At 35.7% G+C, this 17621-nt stretch carries 16 protein-coding genes and 1 tRNA gene; 12 read left to right on the forward strand and 5 right to left on the reverse strand.

The features are described 5' to 3' along the window. Positions 1-10: 10 nt before the first annotated feature. From B8977_RS00100 to recO, 5 genes are all read left to right on the forward strand, one after another. Positions 11-1534, forward strand: coding sequence for a helicase HerA-like domain-containing protein (locus tag B8977_RS00100; protein WP_084015243.1), 1524 nt, complete (start codon positions 11-13; stop codon positions 1532-1534). A 1-nt stretch (position 1535) separates the two neighbouring features. Further along, positions 1536-2900 (forward strand): exonuclease domain-containing protein, encoded by a 1365-nt coding sequence (locus B8977_RS00105; RefSeq protein WP_084015244.1) that lies wholly within the window; start codon positions 1536-1538, stop codon positions 2898-2900. 15 nt (positions 2901-2915) lie between these two features. Beyond that, positions 2916-3629, forward strand: a complete 714-nt coding sequence (locus tag B8977_RS00110) for an LOG family protein (RefSeq protein ID WP_084015245.1) — start codon at positions 2916-2918, stop codon at positions 3627-3629. Positions 3630-3690: 61 nt separating this feature from the next. Next, positions 3691-5955, forward strand: a complete 2265-nt coding sequence (gene porZ / locus B8977_RS00115; protein WP_084015246.1) for a type IX secretion system anionic LPS delivery protein PorZ — start codon at positions 3691-3693, stop codon at positions 5953-5955. Beyond that, positions 5955-6668 (forward strand): DNA repair protein RecO, encoded by a 714-nt coding sequence (gene recO / locus B8977_RS00120; RefSeq protein WP_084015247.1) that lies wholly within the window; start codon positions 5955-5957, stop codon positions 6666-6668. Before porZ ends, recO begins: the two co-directional genes overlap by 1 nt. On the opposite strand, the gene B8977_RS00125 is transcribed toward recO, so the two are convergent. Both B8977_RS00125 and B8977_RS00130 read right to left on the reverse strand, forming a co-directional pair. Continuing rightward, positions 6650-7438, reverse strand: coding sequence for a TrmH family RNA methyltransferase (locus tag B8977_RS00125; RefSeq protein ID WP_084015248.1), 789 nt, complete (start codon positions 7436-7438; stop codon positions 6650-6652). The genes recO and B8977_RS00125 overlap by 19 nt on opposite strands. 8 nt (positions 7439-7446) lie before the next feature. Then, positions 7447-8454, reverse strand: a complete 1008-nt coding sequence (locus B8977_RS00130; RefSeq protein WP_084015249.1) for an aspartate-semialdehyde dehydrogenase — start codon at positions 8452-8454, stop codon at positions 7447-7449. Positions 8455-8564: 110 nt separating this feature from the next. Here B8977_RS00130 and B8977_RS00135 point away from each other — a divergent pair, with 110 nt between their 5' ends. The 6 genes from B8977_RS00135 (at position 8565) to B8977_RS00160 (ending at position 15359) form a co-directional block, all read left to right on the forward strand. After that, the gene (locus B8977_RS00135; RefSeq protein ID WP_084015250.1) at positions 8565-10754 is read left to right on the forward strand and encodes a patatin-like phospholipase family protein; all 2190 of its coding nucleotides are present in this window, start codon (positions 8565-8567) and stop codon (positions 10752-10754) included. A gap of 9 nt (positions 10755-10763) precedes the next feature. Continuing rightward, entirely contained in the window at positions 10764-11183 is a 420-nt protein-coding gene (ybeY, locus tag B8977_RS00140; RefSeq protein ID WP_084015251.1) for an rRNA maturation RNase YbeY, read from the forward strand. A 37-nt stretch (positions 11184-11220) separates the two neighbouring features. Beyond that, positions 11221-13089, forward strand: coding sequence for a tRNA uridine-5-carboxymethylaminomethyl(34) synthesis enzyme MnmG (gene mnmG, locus B8977_RS00145; RefSeq protein ID WP_084015252.1), 1869 nt, complete (start codon positions 11221-11223; stop codon positions 13087-13089). Between the two features lie 22 nt (positions 13090-13111). Beyond that, positions 13112-13984: a class I SAM-dependent methyltransferase gene (locus tag B8977_RS00150; RefSeq protein ID WP_084015253.1), complete on the forward strand. Its 873-nt coding sequence runs from the start codon at positions 13112-13114 to the stop codon at positions 13982-13984. 187 nt (positions 13985-14171) lie between these two features. Beyond that, positions 14172-14636, forward strand: coding sequence for a lipocalin family protein (locus B8977_RS00155; protein WP_159447426.1), 465 nt, complete (start codon positions 14172-14174; stop codon positions 14634-14636). 24 nt (positions 14637-14660) lie between these two features. Next, positions 14661-15359: a YiaD family glycine zipper/OmpA-like lipoprotein gene (locus tag B8977_RS00160; protein WP_084015255.1), complete on the forward strand. Its 699-nt coding sequence runs from the start codon at positions 14661-14663 to the stop codon at positions 15357-15359. 55 nt (positions 15360-15414) lie between these two features. Here B8977_RS00160 and B8977_RS00165 read toward each other — a convergent pair whose 3' ends face one another. From B8977_RS00165 to B8977_RS00175, 3 genes are all read right to left on the reverse strand, one after another. Further along, entirely contained in the window at positions 15415-15954 is a 540-nt protein-coding gene (locus B8977_RS00165; RefSeq protein WP_084015256.1) for an NADPH-dependent FMN reductase, read from the reverse strand. A 102-nt stretch (positions 15955-16056) separates the two neighbouring features. After that, positions 16057-16130: transfer RNA gene (locus B8977_RS00170), tRNA-Ala, on the reverse strand. A 23-nt stretch (positions 16131-16153) separates the two neighbouring features. Continuing rightward, a complete protein-coding gene (locus B8977_RS00175; protein WP_084015257.1) occupies positions 16154-17101 on the reverse strand; it encodes a 2-hydroxyacid dehydrogenase in 948 nt (315 codons plus the stop codon). A 93-nt stretch (positions 17102-17194) separates the two neighbouring features. Between B8977_RS00175 and B8977_RS00180 the strand changes: the two genes are divergently transcribed. Continuing rightward, positions 17195-17620, forward strand: a complete 426-nt coding sequence (locus B8977_RS00180) for a SufE family protein (RefSeq protein WP_084015947.1) — start codon at positions 17195-17197, stop codon at positions 17618-17620. Position 17621: the final 1 nt, after the last annotated feature.

Genomic DNA, 17621 nt, shown 5'->3' on the forward strand with positions numbered 1-17621 from the left:
CCAACTAAAAATGTCATTGAAGGAAAAATTCATCCAGGAAATCCAATCCAATTACCAATACAAAGGCGATAAAATTATTTTAGGAAAGGCTAAACTAGATGGCGAGGTTTTGACCGATGCTGAAATTTCAGTGGCTTTAAAAACCATGAATCGTCATGGATTGATTGCCGGCGCGACCGGAACCGGGAAAACCAAAACTTTGCAAATCCTTGCCGAACAATTGTCGCTGAAAGGAGTTCCGAGTTTATTGATGGACATCAAAGGAGATTTGAGCGGAATTGCAGCGTCCGGAAATGGAGATGACAAAGGAATTCAGGAAAGGCAAAAACTCATCGGTGAAACTTATACACCGTCAGGTTCGCCTGTTGAATTGCTTTCTCTAAGCGGAGAAAATGGCGTTAGGTTAAGAGCTACAGTTTCAGAATTCGGACCGATTTTATTCAGTAAAATTCTGGAATTAAATGATACGCAATCAAGCATAATTTCTATTATTTTTAAATATTGTGACGATAAAAATCTTCCATTAGTTGATTTGGAAGACATGCGAAAAGTGCTTCAATATGTAAGTGAAAATGCAGAAGGAAAACAAGAATTGAATTCAACTTACGGCGCAATAGCTCCGGCTTCATTGGGGACAATTCTCAGAAAAATTGTGGCTTTGGAACAACAGGGCGCAACGCAGTTTTTTGGTGAACCTTCTTTTGAAGTAAGTGATTTGATGCGAACCAAGGACGGAAAAGGTGTTGTAAATGTGATTCGTCTGACCGATATCCAAAACAAACCAAGCTTGTTTTCAACTTTTATGTTGAGTTTGCTGGCAGAAGTTTACGAAACGCTTCCCGAAGCAGGCGATGGCGATAAACCGAAATTGGTGATATTCATCGACGAAGCGCATTTGATTTTCAAAGAAGCGAGCAAGTCCCTTTTGGATCAAATCGAAACCATGGTAAAATTAATCCGTTCCAAAGGAGTCGGATTGTATTTCTGTACGCAGGTTCCAGGCGATGTGCCCGATGCGGTTTTGAGTCAATTGGGATTAAAAATCCAGCATGCACTGCGCGGATTTACAGCAAAAGATAGAAAACAGATTGAAAAAGCGGTGGAAAACTATCCGATTTCAACTTATTACAAAGCAGATGAAGTAATTACACAACTGGGAATTGGAGAAGCATTTGTCACGGCTTTAAACGAGAAAGGAATTCCGACTGCGTTGGCACATACATATATGCGTTCCCCAAATTCGAGGATGGATGTTTTGTCCGATTCTGAAATTAATTCTTTGATCAATCAATCAGAATTGGTTTCAAAATATAAAAATGACATCGACAAGGAATCTGCTTACGAGATTTTGAGCAAAAAAATGGAACGTGCACAAGAATCCGTTTCATCACAGCCAAAACGCGTTGCCGGAAGACCTAAAAAAGAAAAATCAACCCTTGAAACTATACTAACTGACAGTACGACCAAAAGCTTTTTAAGAACTGCCGGAAATCTTCTGATAAGAGGGATTTTCGGGAAATTAATGAAAAAATAACGTGTACGCAGTAATAGATGTTGAAGCCACAGGCGGGAAAAAAGGAGAAGAATCTATTATCGAAGTAGCTATATTTCTTTATGATGGGGAAAAAGTAATCGATCAGTTGATTTCTTTAGTGCAACCGGATAGAGAAATAGATTTGTATGTACAAAAACTTACGCAAATCACTCCGAAAATGGTCAGCACTGCACCTAAATTCCATGAGCTTGCCAAACGAATCATTGAAATTACGGACGGAGCCATCATTGTAGGTCATAATGTAGATTTTGATTATAGGATGCTCAAGCAGGAGTTCAGCAAATTGGGCTATACTTATTACCGAGAAACCATCGACACGCTTCCGTTGAGTGAAAAACATTTTCCAGATGCCGAGTCTTATTCGCTCGGAAAATTGAGTAAATCTCTTGGAATTCCCGTTTCTGACAGGCATAGAGCTTCAGGTGATGCCCGTGCTACGCTTGAACTTTTTAAACTTTTGCAGGACAAAGACTCAGAAAAAGACATTGTTTTAAAAGAAACATTTACTGATAAAAAAAAGTCTATTAAATACGATTCTCTCCTGAAAGATTTACCCAATGAAACTGGTATTTTTTATGTTTTCAATAAAAATAAACAAATTATTTACCTTTCCAGAAGTAAAAATATTTCACAATCTGCAAGAATATTGTTGACAGGAAAATCAAATCTGAGCAACAAAATAAAAATTTCTGCTACAGAAATAACGTATGAAACCACAGGGAATGAATTGGTTGCCTGGTTAAAAGAAAATCATGAAATCAAAACCTTAAAGCCTTCACTCAACGAAAACCAGAAAAAAATAAATTTCCCCTTTACAATTTACAACGGATTCAAAAACGGATTCAAACAGTTGCGAATTGATCATACTGATTATAATAGCAAACAAAGCCATATTCTCAGGATGAATTCATATAACAATGCGTTGAGTTTTCTTTCGCTCATTTCAGAAGAATACGAGCTTTGTTCCAAAATAAACGACATTTATCAGGGAGACGGCCCCTGCCTTGGGTATTCAGTAGGAGAATGTCACGGAGCTTGTATTGGTAAAGAATCGCCAGATGATTACAATAAACGGGTAGAAGCATTTCAAAGCAAAGTTTGCTTGGAAGGAAAAAGCATTTTGATAATAGGAAAGGGCAGGACGTTGGCTGAAAAATCTTTTGTTTGGATAAAAAACAATGTATGCAAAGGTTATGGTTATTTTGATTTAAATCACCAGATAAAAACAGAAAAATTGGTTCAGAAAAGAATGATTCCTATCGAAGAAAATGATGATATGGATTCCATGGCGAGAGGATTTTTATTCTCAGAAAAATATTTAGAAATTATAAACTTAAACACATAAAATACATTCCCAATCATGACAGAAAAAGAAGAAAATGACAGAATAAGGGCAAAGTTAGCTCCAAAAAATTGGAATGAAGTAAAAACAAACGATTCCTGGGCTTTGTTTAAAATCATGGCAGAATTTGTGGAAGGTTATGAGAAAATGGCTAAAATCGGCCCCTGTGTGTCTATATTTGGCTCTGCGCGCACTAAACCTGACTCTCCTTATTATAAAATGGCAGAAGAAATCGGAAATAAACTGACAGAATTGGGTTTTGGTGTAATTACAGGTGGCGGACCCGGAATCATGGAAGCCGCCAACAAAGGTGCCCGCCACGGTAAAGGAAAATCTGCCGGAATCGGAATCAGACTTCCTTTTGAAACAGGATTGAATCAATTTGTAGATTATGATTACAGCATCAATTTTGATTATTTCTTTGCCCGAAAAGTGATGTTCGTCAAATATGCACAAGGATTTATCGTGCTTCCAGGAGGGATGGGAACTTTAGATGAATTGTTTGAAGCCTTAACTTTAATTCAAACTCAGAAAACAGGAAGATTTCCAATTGTATTGGTAGGTGTCTCTTTCTGGTCCGGATTGATTGATTGGCTCAAAGAAACCGTTTTGCAAGAAGGAAACATCAGCGAACATGACTTTGATTTGTACCGTTTGGTAGACACTCCGGAAGAAGCCGTTGGACATATCAAAGCTTTTTATGACAAATACATGGTGAAGCAAAATTTTTAAAAAATATAAATTTATACTAAAAGCGTATCCAAATCGTTCGATTGAGATAGAAAACTGTTTTATGAATTACCATCTGAAAAAATATAATTTTGCCTACATGAAATGGTTATTTTTATTAATGCCTACCATCTTTGTCTTTTCCCAGAGCACAAGCACACGCTGGCAGGATCATTTTTCTTACAACAACATCAAACACATTTGGGAAATAAACGGCTTGATTTTTTGTAGTGCAGAAAATGGTATTTTTTCATATGACCCTGTTTCCGGAGAAATTCAGAAAATTTCTAAAACCACGCAGCTAAACGATGTAGGAATTACGGCTTTTAATTATAATCCCGACAACGAAATTATTTTCATTGGCTATGAAAGTGGAGAATTAGATATTCTCACTCCTGATGGAAATCGAAACTTACTACAAGTTCCCCTCCATCAAGGATATACTGGAAGTAAAATCATAAATCACATTACCACCCATCAAAATACCGCCATTATTTCAGGGGAATGGGGAATTGTTACTTTCAGTTTGGAAGATTTTGAATTTATGGAAACCACATATTTCATCATTGGGGGAAATTATTTTGGAGTCAAGGAATCAGTGGTTATGGATGGAATCATTTATTCTGCAGGAAACGGAGGCATTCATACTCATGCCTTAGATGGATTTACTGCAAATTTCACTTCTTGGCAGCAGCCTCAAGGCATCCCAAACTCTCCTTATCAGGACATTGTAGCATTTAATGGAAATATCATAGCCAATACTTGGGGAAACACTTATAGGTTTGATGGTAATTCCTGGATGTTTATGGGTAATTATCCTTCACTGCGGGATATTAATATTAATGGAAATGTACTCACTATATCCGAATTAAATTCTGCTTATAATTTTGATAATAATCTCAACCTAACTGAAACTGTTTCTTTTACCCAAGATTTAAATACTGCTGCAAAAATAGGTAATGTAACCTATGGAGGTTCAAAACAAGAAGGATTGATTGCTGGCTTAAATAATATTATTCCAGATGGTCCGTACAATAACAAATCTTGGTCTGTAACAGCATTTGATAAACAAATTTGGGTGGCGCCCGGGGGAGTGAATGATTTTAGCCAGCCTCAATTTAACTTTGACGGCTATTATCATTTCGATGGGATTTCGTGGAAACAAATTAAAAGTCAATCTATGTTAAATGCCAAAGACATAGTACATATAGAAGTAAATACAAAAAATCCATCTGAAGTTTATGTTTCCTCTTGGATGGAATTCCCAGATTGGAATCCTCTATCTGCAAACACACACATTGGTATGTTCAAAATGGTTGATGATGTGATGGTAAATCATTATAATTCTGAAAATTCAGGTTTAAAATTTAAAGAACGTATTGCTGGTTCAAAACTTGACGAACAAGGAAATTTATGGGTGGCACAAGGTTTTGTAAACGACCAGACGATGGGGCTTGCAAAAAAAGATGCAAACGGGGCTTGGAGTTATATAGGCTTAGGGGGTAAAACCGGTGCTATGAGACCGATTGTTTATAATGGGTTTGCCTTCGTTCCATCACCGCGTGCTGCGGGAGGAGGTGTTTTTATTTCTGACATGAGCAGTGTTTATAGTATAACATCTTCTGCAAGCAATGGAAAACTACCTACTGATTATGTAGTTTGTGTAGCTATTGAACAAAATGGAACTTTATGGATTGGAACAGAATTGGGATTAAGAATTTTGTACAATCCAATAGAAACTGTACAATCCGGAAGCTTTGAAACTCAGCCTATTATTATTGAGCAAAACGGAATTCCTGAAGCACTGCTAATGGATACTCAAATAAATGATATTGAAGTAGATGGCGCCAACCGAAAATGGATAGCAACAGAAACCTCCGGCGTTTTCTATGTTTCTGAAAATGGGGAGGAAACCATATTTAATTTTACTTCTGGAAATTCTCCTTTACCATCTAATAAAGTGAATGACATCAACGTAGATCCCACAACCGGAGTTGTTTATTTCGCAACAGACAAAGGCATTGTTTCTTATAGAAGCGATGCTGTTGATGTCGGTGAATCTTTCGGTGATGTATATTCCTATCCAAATCCGGTTCGTCCAGGTTTCAACGGAAATGTAGTAATTAAAGGTCTTCCCAATGATGCCGACGTGAGAATCGTAGATGTCGTCGGAAATCTTATTTACAACACCAAAGCAGCTGGCGGCATTGCACAATGGGACACGAAAAACTTGAAAGGTAAACCCGTCGCTTCAGGAATCTATCTGGTGTTGATGACCAATCGCGATGCTTCTGAAACCAAACAAACCAAAATCGCTATCGTAAGGTAATGCAAGTTCAAACATCGGCCATTGTAATTTCTTCATTAAAATATGGAGACAATGGATTGATTATAAGGTGCTATACACAAAATTCAGGAATAGAATCTTTTATTTTAAAAAATGCTTTTTCGGGTAGAAATAAAAAATCTTCTGTTTTCTTGATTTTGAATCAAATCAAAATCATTTATGATCAAAAAAAGAATTCCAATTTGAATTATCTGAAAGAAGCAGACGCAGAAATTTATTACCAATCCATTTACTCTAACCCAATAAAAACAACCATCACATTATTCTTGGGAGAAATACTGAACTCTGTTTTGCAGGAAGAAGAAACGAATCTTTCTTTGTATCAATTTTTAAGTAGTGGTTTAAATGAATTTGATTCAAATAGAACCAATTATGCTGATTTTCATTTATGGTTTTTGATAAATTTGACGAGATTTTTGGGCTTTTTTCCTAATTATTCTGAGAATTATCAATTTTTTGATTTGACCAACGGTGTTTCAACCCATGATTTTTCTTCAGGATTTGTCATCGAAAAAGAAGAATTAATTCTATTTAAAAATTTAATTGATTTGGATTTTAATGCAGAAGAAACTTCAAAATTTAATCAAATTCAAAGAAAAAAACTATTGGAAATTATCATTCGATATTACGAGCTTCATATTTCCGATTTCCGACGACCAAAATCATTAGAAGTACTCTATTCAGTTTTTGAATAATTCTTCTGTCTCAGTGCTTCATAAATGCAAATTGCTGCCGCATTGCTCACATTCAGAGAATCCACCATTCCATTCATCGGAATTTTAACCAAAAAATCTGAATGCTCCAACCATTCTTTCGTCAATCCTGAATTTTCAGTTCCTAAAACAATCGCAGATTTCCCTTTGAAATCAATCTCATAAAGGGTTTTGGTGTCATCTCTCAAATAAGTAGAAATGATTTGTATCTTATTTGATCTCAACCAATTGATGATGTTTTCTTTGGAGTCTGAGTTAAATTGATTTGTAAAAATTGTGCCTACACTGCTTCTGATCACATTCGGGTTATAAAAATCAACCAAAGGATCGCAAACCAGCAAAGCCTCAACGCCAGCGCCATCACAAGTCCGTAAAATTGCACCTAAATTTCCCGGTTTTTCAATGGACTCTAAAACGACAACTAACGCATTATCAGAAAGTTTAATTTCAGATAACTCATTTTTCTTCATTTTGAAAACGCCGACAATTCCACCCGTTGTTCCACGGTAAACAATTTTTTCAAACAATGCTTCGGAAACGAAATTTGTATGAATTTTAGGCAATGAAATCTGATTCTGAAAAATGGATTCACAAATAAAAATTTCATTCAATTCAAATCCTGACTCAAATGCCAAACCTACTTCCTGAAGACCTTCTACTACAAACAACCCATGCTTTTTTCGTTCGCGCGATTTTTCCTGAAGTTTCAGTAAATTTTTGATTTTCGGATTTTGAAGGCTTTCTATTTGCATCAGAAAAATTAAGCAATAACTTTATTTCCAACCAAATTCTTTACCACTAAATATTCCGCAATCTGAACTGCATTTGTAGCCGCCCCTTTTCTCAGATTATCCGCAACAATCCACATATTCAATGAATTAGGCTGAGATAAATCTCTTCTTATTCTTCCCACAAAAACATCATCTTTTCCTTCTGCGTACAACGGCATCGGATAAGTATTGGTTTCCGGACTGTCCTGAACGACAACACCAGGAGTTTCGTGAAGGATTTTTCTTACATCAGCTTCTTCATAATGGTTATTGAATTCTATATTAACTGACTCGGAATGCCCACCCTGAACCGGCACACGAACCGCAGTGGCTGTCAAAGCAATCGTTTTGTCATTCAAAATTTTCTGTGTTTCACGTGAAAGTTTCAATTCCTCTTTGGTGTAACCGGCTTCCTCAAAAACATCACAATGTGGCAATGCATTTTTGAAGATTTGATAAGGATATTTTTTCTTCGGATTGGTACCTGCTATTTCTCCATCTAACTGTTCTACTGCATCTTTTCCCGTTCCAGTAACAGATTGATAAGTGGAAACCACAACACGTTTGATATCGTATTTTTTGTTTAATGGATTCAAAACCATAACCAATTGAATCGTTGAACAATTTGGATTGGCAATGATTTTATCATCTGCAGTAAGCATATCTGCATTGATTTCCGGAACAACCAAAGGAACATTGGGTTCCATCCTCCAGGCAGATGAATTGTCAATAACCGTCGTTCCAACTTCTGCAAATTTCGGCGCAAATTCTTTTGAAGTATCTCCGCCCGCTGAAAATAAAGCAATGTCAGGTTGTTGATTGATAGCATCTTGCATACTGACAATCGAGTACTGTTTACCCTTATATTCAATCTGTTTACCAATTGAATTTTCGGAAGCTACTGGAATCAATTCAGAAATTGGGAAATTTCTTTCTTCCAATACTTTCAACATCACTCTGCCAACCATTCCGGTTGCGCCAACAACTGCTACTTTCATTTTTTAAAATATTTATAGCAAAATTAACACAAAATGAACAACTTCAGAGGTGATTTTTGTTAATTTAGGAGAATTGCTTTTATTGTACATTTGATGAATTATAAGGATTTATGCGGTTTTCCTTTTTATTAATTTTAATTTTCAGTTTCGGATTCATTTCTGCCCAAAACAAACAACGCCCGAAAGTCGGTGTCGTGTTGAGCGGTGGCGGAGCGAAAGGCTATGCACATATCGGTGCTTTAAAAGTCATTGAAGATGCAGGAATCAAAATCGATTACATAGGCGGAACCAGCATCGGAGCAATAATAGGCGGGCTGTATGCTTCGGGTTATTCAGCAGATGAATTAGAAAAAATCATGTATTCATTAGATTTGAATAGTTTGATTCTCAATGAAAAGACAAGAACCGATTTACCTTTTTTTGATAAGTCTTATCGTGAAAAATACATTCTTGAGCTACCTTTTGATAATTTTAAATTGGGATTTCCCAATGCACTTTCGTCCGGACAAGGAACTTCAGAGGCGCTCACTTATCTTTTCCGACACGTTCATGACATAAACGATTTCAACAAATTACCAATTCCTTTTGTTTGTGTTGCCACGAAATTGAGCAATGGAGAATCTGTTGTATTTAATCAAGGTTATTTACCACAGGTTGTTTTAGCAAGCGGAGCCTATCCGACGCTTTTAGAACCGGTTCATATCAATGGGGAAATGTACATCGATGGCGGGGTGAAAAATAATTATCCCGTTCAGGAAGTCATGGATTTAGGGGCAGATATAATTATAGGGGTCGATTTACAAGAAGGTTTATTGAAACAGGAAGACATCAATTCCGCAACAAAAGTAATCGAACAAATCATCAGTTACAATATTACCCAAAAATCTGAAGAACAAAGTAAATTAGTGGATTTGGCAATTAAACCAAATTTAAAAGGATTTAGTGTAACGAGTTTTGATGACAAAGACAGCATTATAAATGCAGGTTACAAAGCGGCTCAGGAAATGTTTTCTGAACTTCAAAAAATTGCAGATTTGCAAGGAAACAAAGAAATTAAAAGAAAGCCGATTGAGTCTAATGAATATGTTTTGATTACAGAATTGGAAATTAAGGGTTTAGATGCCTATAACCGCTCTTACATCAAAGGAAAAATGAGCATAAAACCGCCTCAACTGGCTACTTATAATGAGATCAGCCAAGGTGTTCAGGCTTTGTATTCAACCGGAAATTTCAACAAAGTTTTTTATAGAATTGTAACAGGTGAAAATGGATATAAAAAATTAGTCATAAGCGTTCGGGAAAAACCATCGAAACAATCTGTAAAATTCGGATTGCATTATGATGATTTGTTCAAAACGGGATTGTTATTAAATTTTACTGCAAAACATCTTTTGGTTGACAATTCTATTTTTTCTGCAGATTTAATTTTAGGAGATTTTCCACGTTATGAACTCAATTATTACGTGGATAATGGTTATTATCCAAGTTTCGGAATCAATTCCTCATTCAAACAATTTGATGCTGAAACAGATATTTCTAATTTTAATTTGAGTGATGAATCAGTTTTATTAGACTATCAGTTCAACGAATTCGTAAACCAAGCCTACATTCAATCTACACTTTATGAAAAATACGCTATAGGAGGAGGCATTGAACATCAATATTTAGAAATAAAGACCAATAATTTACCTGCTTCAAATTCTCTCAGAAGACCCGAAAGCAGTTATTTTGCAAGTGTTTATGGATTTCTTCGTGCAGATAACAGAAACAATCCTAATTTTCCCACACAAGGATTTAAATTTGATGGAATTTTCAAATATATTTTCAGTTCAAATTCTTTAAATTTCAATGAAACTTCTTTATTAACTGCAAATTTGGAAATTAATCAACCTATCAATCATTGGATTACGGGAAGATTTTTTGGTTCATTTGGAACTTATTTAAGTAATTTCCCGCCGATTTCTCAAAAATTTGCTTTGGGCGGATATGTCGAGCAGCGCTTTATGAATTATACAAGATTTTATGGTTTGCCATTTTTATCAGCAACTGGTGATAATAAAATGGTTACAGGCTCAGCGATTCAGGCAAAATTCCTTAAAAATCACTATTTATCCGCTTTTTATAATGTAGCAAATATAGAAGATGATTTTGATAAATTAAATCTAATCAAATTCAAATATGTTGGTTACGGTATCAGTTACGGTTATGACAGCCCACTGGGACCGATAAGCGGATTTTGGACTTATTCGCCACAAACAAAAAAAGGGCTATTCAATGTTTCTCTCGGTTTTTGGTTTTAACTTTGCAGCATGATTTCATTTTTTTACGAAACTGATTTTAAAATCAGTAAGCCGCGAGCCTGGAAAAATTGGTTGAAGGAATCAGCGGCTAACGAAGGATATAAAATCGGTGACATCAATTACATTTTTTGCGATGATGAATACCTGTTACAAATCAATAAAGAATACTTGCAACATGATTATTATACCGACGTAATAGGATTTCAATACTCAGAAGGAAATGTAATTTCGGGTGACATTTACATCAGCGTAGAAAGAATTGAAGACAATGCAAAACAAAATGAAATAGAATTCAAAAACGAATTGGCAAGAGTAGTCATTCATGGCATTTTGCACTTCATGAATTACAAAGACAAAACCGATAAGGAAGCAAAAAAAATGAGAGAAATGGAAAGCCAATACATCTCAAAAATTATAGATTTAATTTAATATGTTCCACGTGGAACATTCACAATTTTCATAAGAAATGTTTTTAACAGAATACGACGTAATTGTAGTAGGGGGTGGACATGCCGGAGCAGAAGCGACCGCAGCCGCAGCCAATATGGGCTCGAAAACTCTTTTGGTCACTATGAATTTACAAGCCATCGGGCAGATGTCTTGCAATCCCGCAATGGGAGGAATTGCCAAAGGACAAATCGTGCGCGAAATAGATGCTTTGGGCGGGCAGTCCGGACTTGTAACCGACAAAACCATGATTCAATTTAAAATGCTGAACCTTTCAAAAGGGCCAGCAATGTGGAGCCCGAGAGCGCAGTCTGACCGCATGAGGTTTGCAGAAGAATGGAGAATAACTTTGGAAAATATCCACAATGTCGATTTCTTTCAAGACATGGTAAGCGGGCTTTTAATCGAGGGAGATAAAGTAGTAGGAGTAAAGACGGGAATGGGTCTAGAGATTCGTTCAAAAGCTGTTGTTTTGACGAATGGAACTTTTTTAAATGGATTAATTCACATAGGAGACAAACAATTTGGCGGAGGTAGAATGGGAGAGAAAGCCGCTACAGGAATCACTGAACAACTCACAAAAATTGGTTTTGAATCCGGTAGAATGAAAACCGGAACACCGCCTCGTGTGGACGGAAGGTCTTTGAATTATTCCAAAATGGAAGAGCAAAAGGGGGATGAGAATCCACAGAAATTCTCCTATACAAATACACCAAAGTTGACCAAACAACGCAGCTGTTATATTACTTACACCAATTCAGAAACGCATGATTTATTGAGAGAAGGTTTTGATCGTTCTCCTATGTTTAACGGCGCAATTCAAAGCACAGGACCTCGTTATTGCCCATCGATTGAAGATAAAATCAATCGTTTTGCAGAGCGCGAAAGACATCAAATTTTTGCTGAACCAGAAGGCTGGAACACCGTAGAGGTTTACGTAAATGGATTTTCTACATCATTACCAGATGACGTTCAAGCGAAAGCTTTGCGTTCAATTCCAGGTTTTGAAAAGGCTAAAATATTCCGTCCCGGATACGCCATTGAATACGATTATTTTCCACCCACACAGTTAAAACATACGTTGGAAACTAATTTAATTGAAAATCTTTACTTCGCAGGTCAAATCAATGGAACCACAGGTTATGAAGAAGCAGCAAGTCAGGGTTTGATGGCAGGAATCAATGCTCATTTAAAAATCAATGAAAAAGACCCATTCATTCTAAAAAGAAACGAGGCTTATATAGGCGTTTTAATCGATGATTTAATCACAAAAGGAACTGAAGAACCTTACAGAATGTTTACTTCAAGAGCTGAATACAGAATCCTTTTGAGACAAGATAATGCTGATGAAAGGTTAACTGCTATTTCAAATTCGATTGGTTTGGCGTCTGATGACCGACTGAAAAGAGTTGAAAATAAATTCAAAAAAGCAGGCAAACTAGTGCATTATTTTGAAGTAAATTCCATTTTACCGGAAGAAATCAATTCAGCTATTGTAGAAAACAATGGCTCTCCGATTAACCAAAGCATGAAAATGGTAACGGTTTTATCGCGTCCTGAAATTAAATTAAGAGACTTTTTATCACTTCAAAGATTGAACGACTTCCTCGAAGAAAATGAATTGAATGAAGAAGAAATTGAACAAGCAGAAATTCAAATCAAATACAAAGGCTACATCAGAAAAGAAGAGGAAAATGCAGATAAATTGAAACGTTTGGAAAATTTGAAAATTCCTGCTGATTTTGATTATTTCAAATTGGTTTCTATGTCAACAGAGGCACGTCAAAAGCTCGATAAAATCCGTCCGGCAACAATTGCTCACGCATCCCGAGTGAGTGGTGTTTCCCCATCAGATATCAGCATTTTATTAATTTATATGGGACGATAATATAAATGTTCCACGTGAAACTATGAACGAAAACCCTTTACAGGAAAGAGAATTATCTGAATTTATACTTGAGTTAAAAGATTATTTTTTGACACAAGAAGGTTTTGTTTTGAGAAAAAATCCTGAATTTGGTTTTCTGGAAACGTATCCTCAGCCTTTAGAAAATTTAAATAAATACTACGAAAGTAAAGATTACATTTCTCATTCTGATTCTAACAAAAGCATTTCAGATAAAACTTATCAATTGATTAAAGTCATCAACATTCGACATAAATTTTCGATGTTGGGAAATATAAAAAAGGGAGCAAAAATTTTAGATTACGGATGTGGCACCGGAGATTTTTTAGCGTTTGCAAAAAGTAAAGATTTAGATGTTTTAGGAGTAGAGCCTAATGAAAGCGCAAGAGAAATTACACAAAAAAAAGTAGGCAAAAATTCCGTTTTGAATTCTGATTTGAAAGACATTTCTGAAACTTTTGATATCATTACTTTGTGGCATGTTTTGGAGCACATTCCAAATTTGTATGAATTCATTGAAGAATTAAAAAAGCATTTAAATCCGAATGGAGAAATTTTAATTGCCGTTCCAAACCATCTTTCTTTCGACGCAAAATTCTACAAAAAACATTGGGCGGCTTATGACGTTCCAAGACATCTTTGGCATTTTTCACCAAAAAGCATGGATATGCTTTTTAACAATTTTGGTATGAAAATTGAAAAAAGATATGCATTGTGGTTTGACAGCTTCTACGTAAGCTTGCTTTCCGAAAAATATAAAAAAACAGAATTTGGTTTTTTTAGAGCTGTTGCTATTGCGCTCATTTCAAATTTGATTGGAATTTTTACAGGAAATTTCTCTTCTGTTGTCTATAAAATCACCAAAAATCCAATTTAAAGCGATTTAAGAGACTTTATTTCTAAGCACGAATTTCGGAGTTGATTTTTTACTAAAAATTCGTTAGAATTGATTTAAAAAAGGCGTTTTTTGATGAAAATGTGAATAAAAACAATATATGACTATGAAATCAACGATCAACAAACTAAAAAATTCATCTAAGGTGAATTCTTTTAAAATTTTAATTTTGTCAAGTTTTAGTGCTTTTACTCTTCTTGCATCCTGCGCAGGAAGCAAGGCTGTAGTTGACAATGAAGTTCAGATGCGTGGCGACTGGACAATTTCAGATGTTTCCGTAAGCGGAATCAATGAAAGTTACGTGAACATTACAGTTTTGGATGAAGCCAAAACAGAATGTTACGAAAGAAGTTCTTGGCATTTGGTTCAAAATAATGCAAGCGGGAATTATACACTCAACGGAGGCAACGGTTGCCCTTCAAGTACAAGTAAAATCAAATGGTTTGTGACTGACGAAAACGGACAGATGTTCTTCAATTTCAAACGCATTTACGAAGGAGAAAGGCCTAAAAATGTAGTTGACGGCTACAAAATGAGAATTATTTCAAACACAGGTTCTTCTATGGTTTTGACACAAGATTTGATGTTTGAAGGAAAACCAATCAGTGTCAATTATACATTTCAAAAAAATTAATAAACAGCTTTAAATCAACAAATTATGAAATCATTAAAAACTAATTTAATTGCAGTAACCCTTTCAGCAGGCCTTTTGCTTTCCAGCTGTGAAGCCATTCAAAATACAAATCATACACAACGCGGTGCCGCTGTAGGAACAGCTTCCGGTGCTGTAATCGGTGGAGTTCTTGGAAATAATGTTGGAAAAGGAGATAACGCTGCTTTGGGAGCGCTTATTGGTGCAGTCGTTGGGGGAGTTGCCGGTGGGGTAATAGGTAACAGAATGGACAAACAGGCAGAAAAAATCGAAAATACTTTACCTGGGGCTGAAGTTGTAAGGACGGCTGAAGGAATTCAAGTTATTTTAGATGAACAATCTGATGTTCGTTTTGAATACGACAAATCAGATTTGACCGCTCAGGCAAAAACAAATTTAGATAAATTGGTAACTGTTTTCAACGAATATCCTGATACCGATATTTTAGTTGTTGGATTTACAGACAGCAAAGGTTCAGACGCCTATAACCAAGGTTTGTCAGAAAGAAGATCTGCGTCTGTGGTTAGTTATTTAAAATCAAAAGGGCTTAAATCTTCTCGTTTGTCATCAATTGGACAAGGCAAGACCAATCCACGTGGAGACAATGAAACGGAAGCAGGACGTGCTCAAAATCGTCGTGTAGAGTTCGCCATTACTGCCAACGAAAAAATGGTAGAAGACGCTCAGAAACAAGCTGGTCAATAATTTTCATTTACTTAAATGATATGGAAAGTGGTTGGGATTCTAGCCACTTTTTTTATTAAAATGAATCAGAGAAATTTGAAATCTCTTCTTTTAATAAATTCAATTCTTCATCGTTTACGATCTTTCCATCCTGAAAATTCTGCGAAAATGAAGGCAAACTAAATGTTCCCGTAATTTTTGCTGAAAACATTCTGCTGTAAACCGATTCCAGTACAGCTAAATTCGTTTTTCCACCCCTTCCGCCTTGAGAAGTACTCAAAAGCAAAACCGGTTTTTCGTTGAAAAATTTCAATTCTTTACGCGAAAGCCAATCCGTAATATTCTTCAAAAATGCGGGAACAGAACTATTATGTTCTGGACTCGCGATGATGTATCCGTCAAAATTATGCATCAATTCATGCAGTTTTTGAGTTTCAGCGGGCAAACCATTTTGTTTTTCTTCATCCAAAGAAAGCATAACAGGCGAATAATCTCTCAAATCAATTTCAGTGATTTCAAAACTTCTTTTGTCAATTAATTCCAAAGCAAATTGGAGTAATTGTCTGTTGATGGATTTGGAATGATTGCTTCCCGTAAATGCTAAAATCTTTTTCATGAACTAAATATAAAAAGAAAAAAGCACTTCAAAAAGAAGTGCTAATTCGATAAAACTTTTTCTTATGAAATAAGAATATATATACAAAATACTCTGTATATGTGGAGAAGATGGGGCTCGAACCCACGACCTTTAGACTGCCAGTCTAACGCTCTAGCCAACTGAGCTACATCCCCGTTAACCCATGCAATGTTAATGATTATTTTTGAAATGATGCTTTCCAGTTCAAAATTTTATCTAAAATCGCTTTCGCCAATTTTTCCTTACTCTGAATTGTCCAGCCTGCAATGTGTGGCGCAAGAATGACTTTATCTGAATTAATTAAATATCTGAAATCTTCCGGCAATTCATTTAAATCTAAATTCTCAAATGAAGATTTTTCATATTCATGTACATCCAGACAAGCACCTTTTATTTTTGCGGATTCTAAAGCTGTTACCAAATCCTTTGTAACAACGGATTTGCCTCTTGCTGTATTGATCAAATAAAACGGTTTATGAAATGAATTGATGAAATTCGAATTTACCATTCGGTTGGTTTCATTTGTTTGTGGCGTATGCAAACTCACTACATCAGATTTTTGGAAAAGTTCATATAACTCAACTTGTTTCGCATTTTCATCACCCAAATTTTCTAAAATATCATAACAAATTACTTCAACACCAAAACCTTTCAATCTTTGCGCAAAAGCTTTTCCCATGTTTCCGTAACCGACGATTCCAACAGTTTTTCCCATCAGTTCATCGCCGCGGTTTTCTTCCCGAAGCCAGATTCCATTTCGAACTTCATTGTCCGCAATTTTCAAACGGTTCATCAACATCAAAAGCATAGCTATAGAATGTTCTCCGACCGAGTCCTTATTTCCTTCCGGCGCATTGAACAATCTTATATTTCTTTCTTTGGCAAATTTTTCATCGATATTTTCCAATCCGGCACCGACACGACCAATGAATTTTAGATTTGTTGCCTTTTCCAAAAAAGATTTATCTATCGGAAAACGGCTTCTGATGATAATTCCATCGTATTCAGAAATAAATTTCATAATTTCTTCCTTTGAAGATTTATAATCTTCATCGACTACAAATCCTGCATTTCTCAAACCTGAATTCAAAAAATCATGGTTGTTGTCCAGCGCTAAAATTTTCATTCTACAAATTTAATGATTCAATTCATCGAAATTGTTTCTTTTGTCCTGATACTTGATACAAATTTTAAAATTCAAATTAATTACCTTTGTGAAATGACCATACAAGAAATTCAAAATGAAATTATAGATGAGTTTTCATTTTTTGAAAACTGGGAAGAACGTTATGAACATCTGATAGAATTGGGCAAAAGCCTGAAGGAAATTCCTGACGAAAACAAAACCGAAGATAAAATAATAAAAGGATGTCAATCAACAGTTTGGCTTGATGCTAGAATGGAAAATGACAAAATCATTTTTGAAGCAGATAGCGATGCAATTCTTCCCAAAGGTTTGGCTGCTATATTGGTTAAAATGTACAACAACCAAACGCCTGAAGACATTTTAAATTCTGAAACTAAGTTTATCGAAGAAATCGGATTGCAGGAGTTTCTCTCTCCAACAAGAGCGAACGGACTTTTGGCGATGATCAAGCAATTCAAATTTTACGCAATCGCATTCAAGGCAAAAAACAAATCATAGC

Origin of the sequence: Moheibacter sediminis (genome assembly GCF_900176425.1) — a bacterium.
Taxonomy (GTDB): Bacteria; Bacteroidota; Bacteroidia; order Flavobacteriales; family Weeksellaceae; genus Moheibacter; species Moheibacter sediminis.

Coding starts and splice junctions, on each gene's coding strand:
- porZ (WP_084015246.1), top strand. CDS start 3,691: ATGAATTACCATCTGAAAAAATATAATTTTGCCTACATGAAATGGTTA.
- B8977_RS00165 (WP_084015256.1), bottom strand. CDS start 15,954: ATGAAAAAGATTTTAGCATTTACGGGAAGCAATCATTCCAAATCCATC.
- B8977_RS00100 (WP_084015243.1), top strand. CDS start 11: ATGTCATTGAAGGAAAAATTCATCCAGGAAATCCAATCCAATTACCAA.
- B8977_RS00160 (WP_084015255.1), top strand. CDS start 14,661: ATGAAATCATTAAAAACTAATTTAATTGCAGTAACCCTTTCAGCAGGC.
- ybeY (WP_084015251.1), top strand. CDS start 10,764: ATGATTTCATTTTTTTACGAAACTGATTTTAAAATCAGTAAGCCGCGA.
- B8977_RS00130 (WP_084015249.1), bottom strand. CDS start 8,454: ATGAAAGTAGCAGTTGTTGGCGCAACCGGAATGGTTGGCAGAGTGATG.
- B8977_RS00135 (WP_084015250.1), top strand. CDS start 8,565: ATGCGGTTTTCCTTTTTATTAATTTTAATTTTCAGTTTCGGATTCATT.
- recO (WP_084015247.1), top strand. CDS start 5,955: ATGCAAGTTCAAACATCGGCCATTGTAATTTCTTCATTAAAATATGGA.
- B8977_RS00125 (WP_084015248.1), bottom strand. CDS start 7,438: ATGCAAATAGAAAGCCTTCAAAATCCGAAAATCAAAAATTTACTGAAA.
- B8977_RS00150 (WP_084015253.1), top strand. CDS start 13,112: ATGAACGAAAACCCTTTACAGGAAAGAGAATTATCTGAATTTATACTT.
- B8977_RS00180 (WP_084015947.1), top strand. CDS start 17,195: ATGACCATACAAGAAATTCAAAATGAAATTATAGATGAGTTTTCATTT.
- mnmG (WP_084015252.1), top strand. CDS start 11,221: ATGTTTTTAACAGAATACGACGTAATTGTAGTAGGGGGTGGACATGCC.
- B8977_RS00110 (WP_084015245.1), top strand. CDS start 2,916: ATGACAGAAAAAGAAGAAAATGACAGAATAAGGGCAAAGTTAGCTCCA.
- B8977_RS00175 (WP_084015257.1), bottom strand. CDS start 17,101: ATGAAAATTTTAGCGCTGGACAACAACCATGATTTTTTGAATTCAGGT.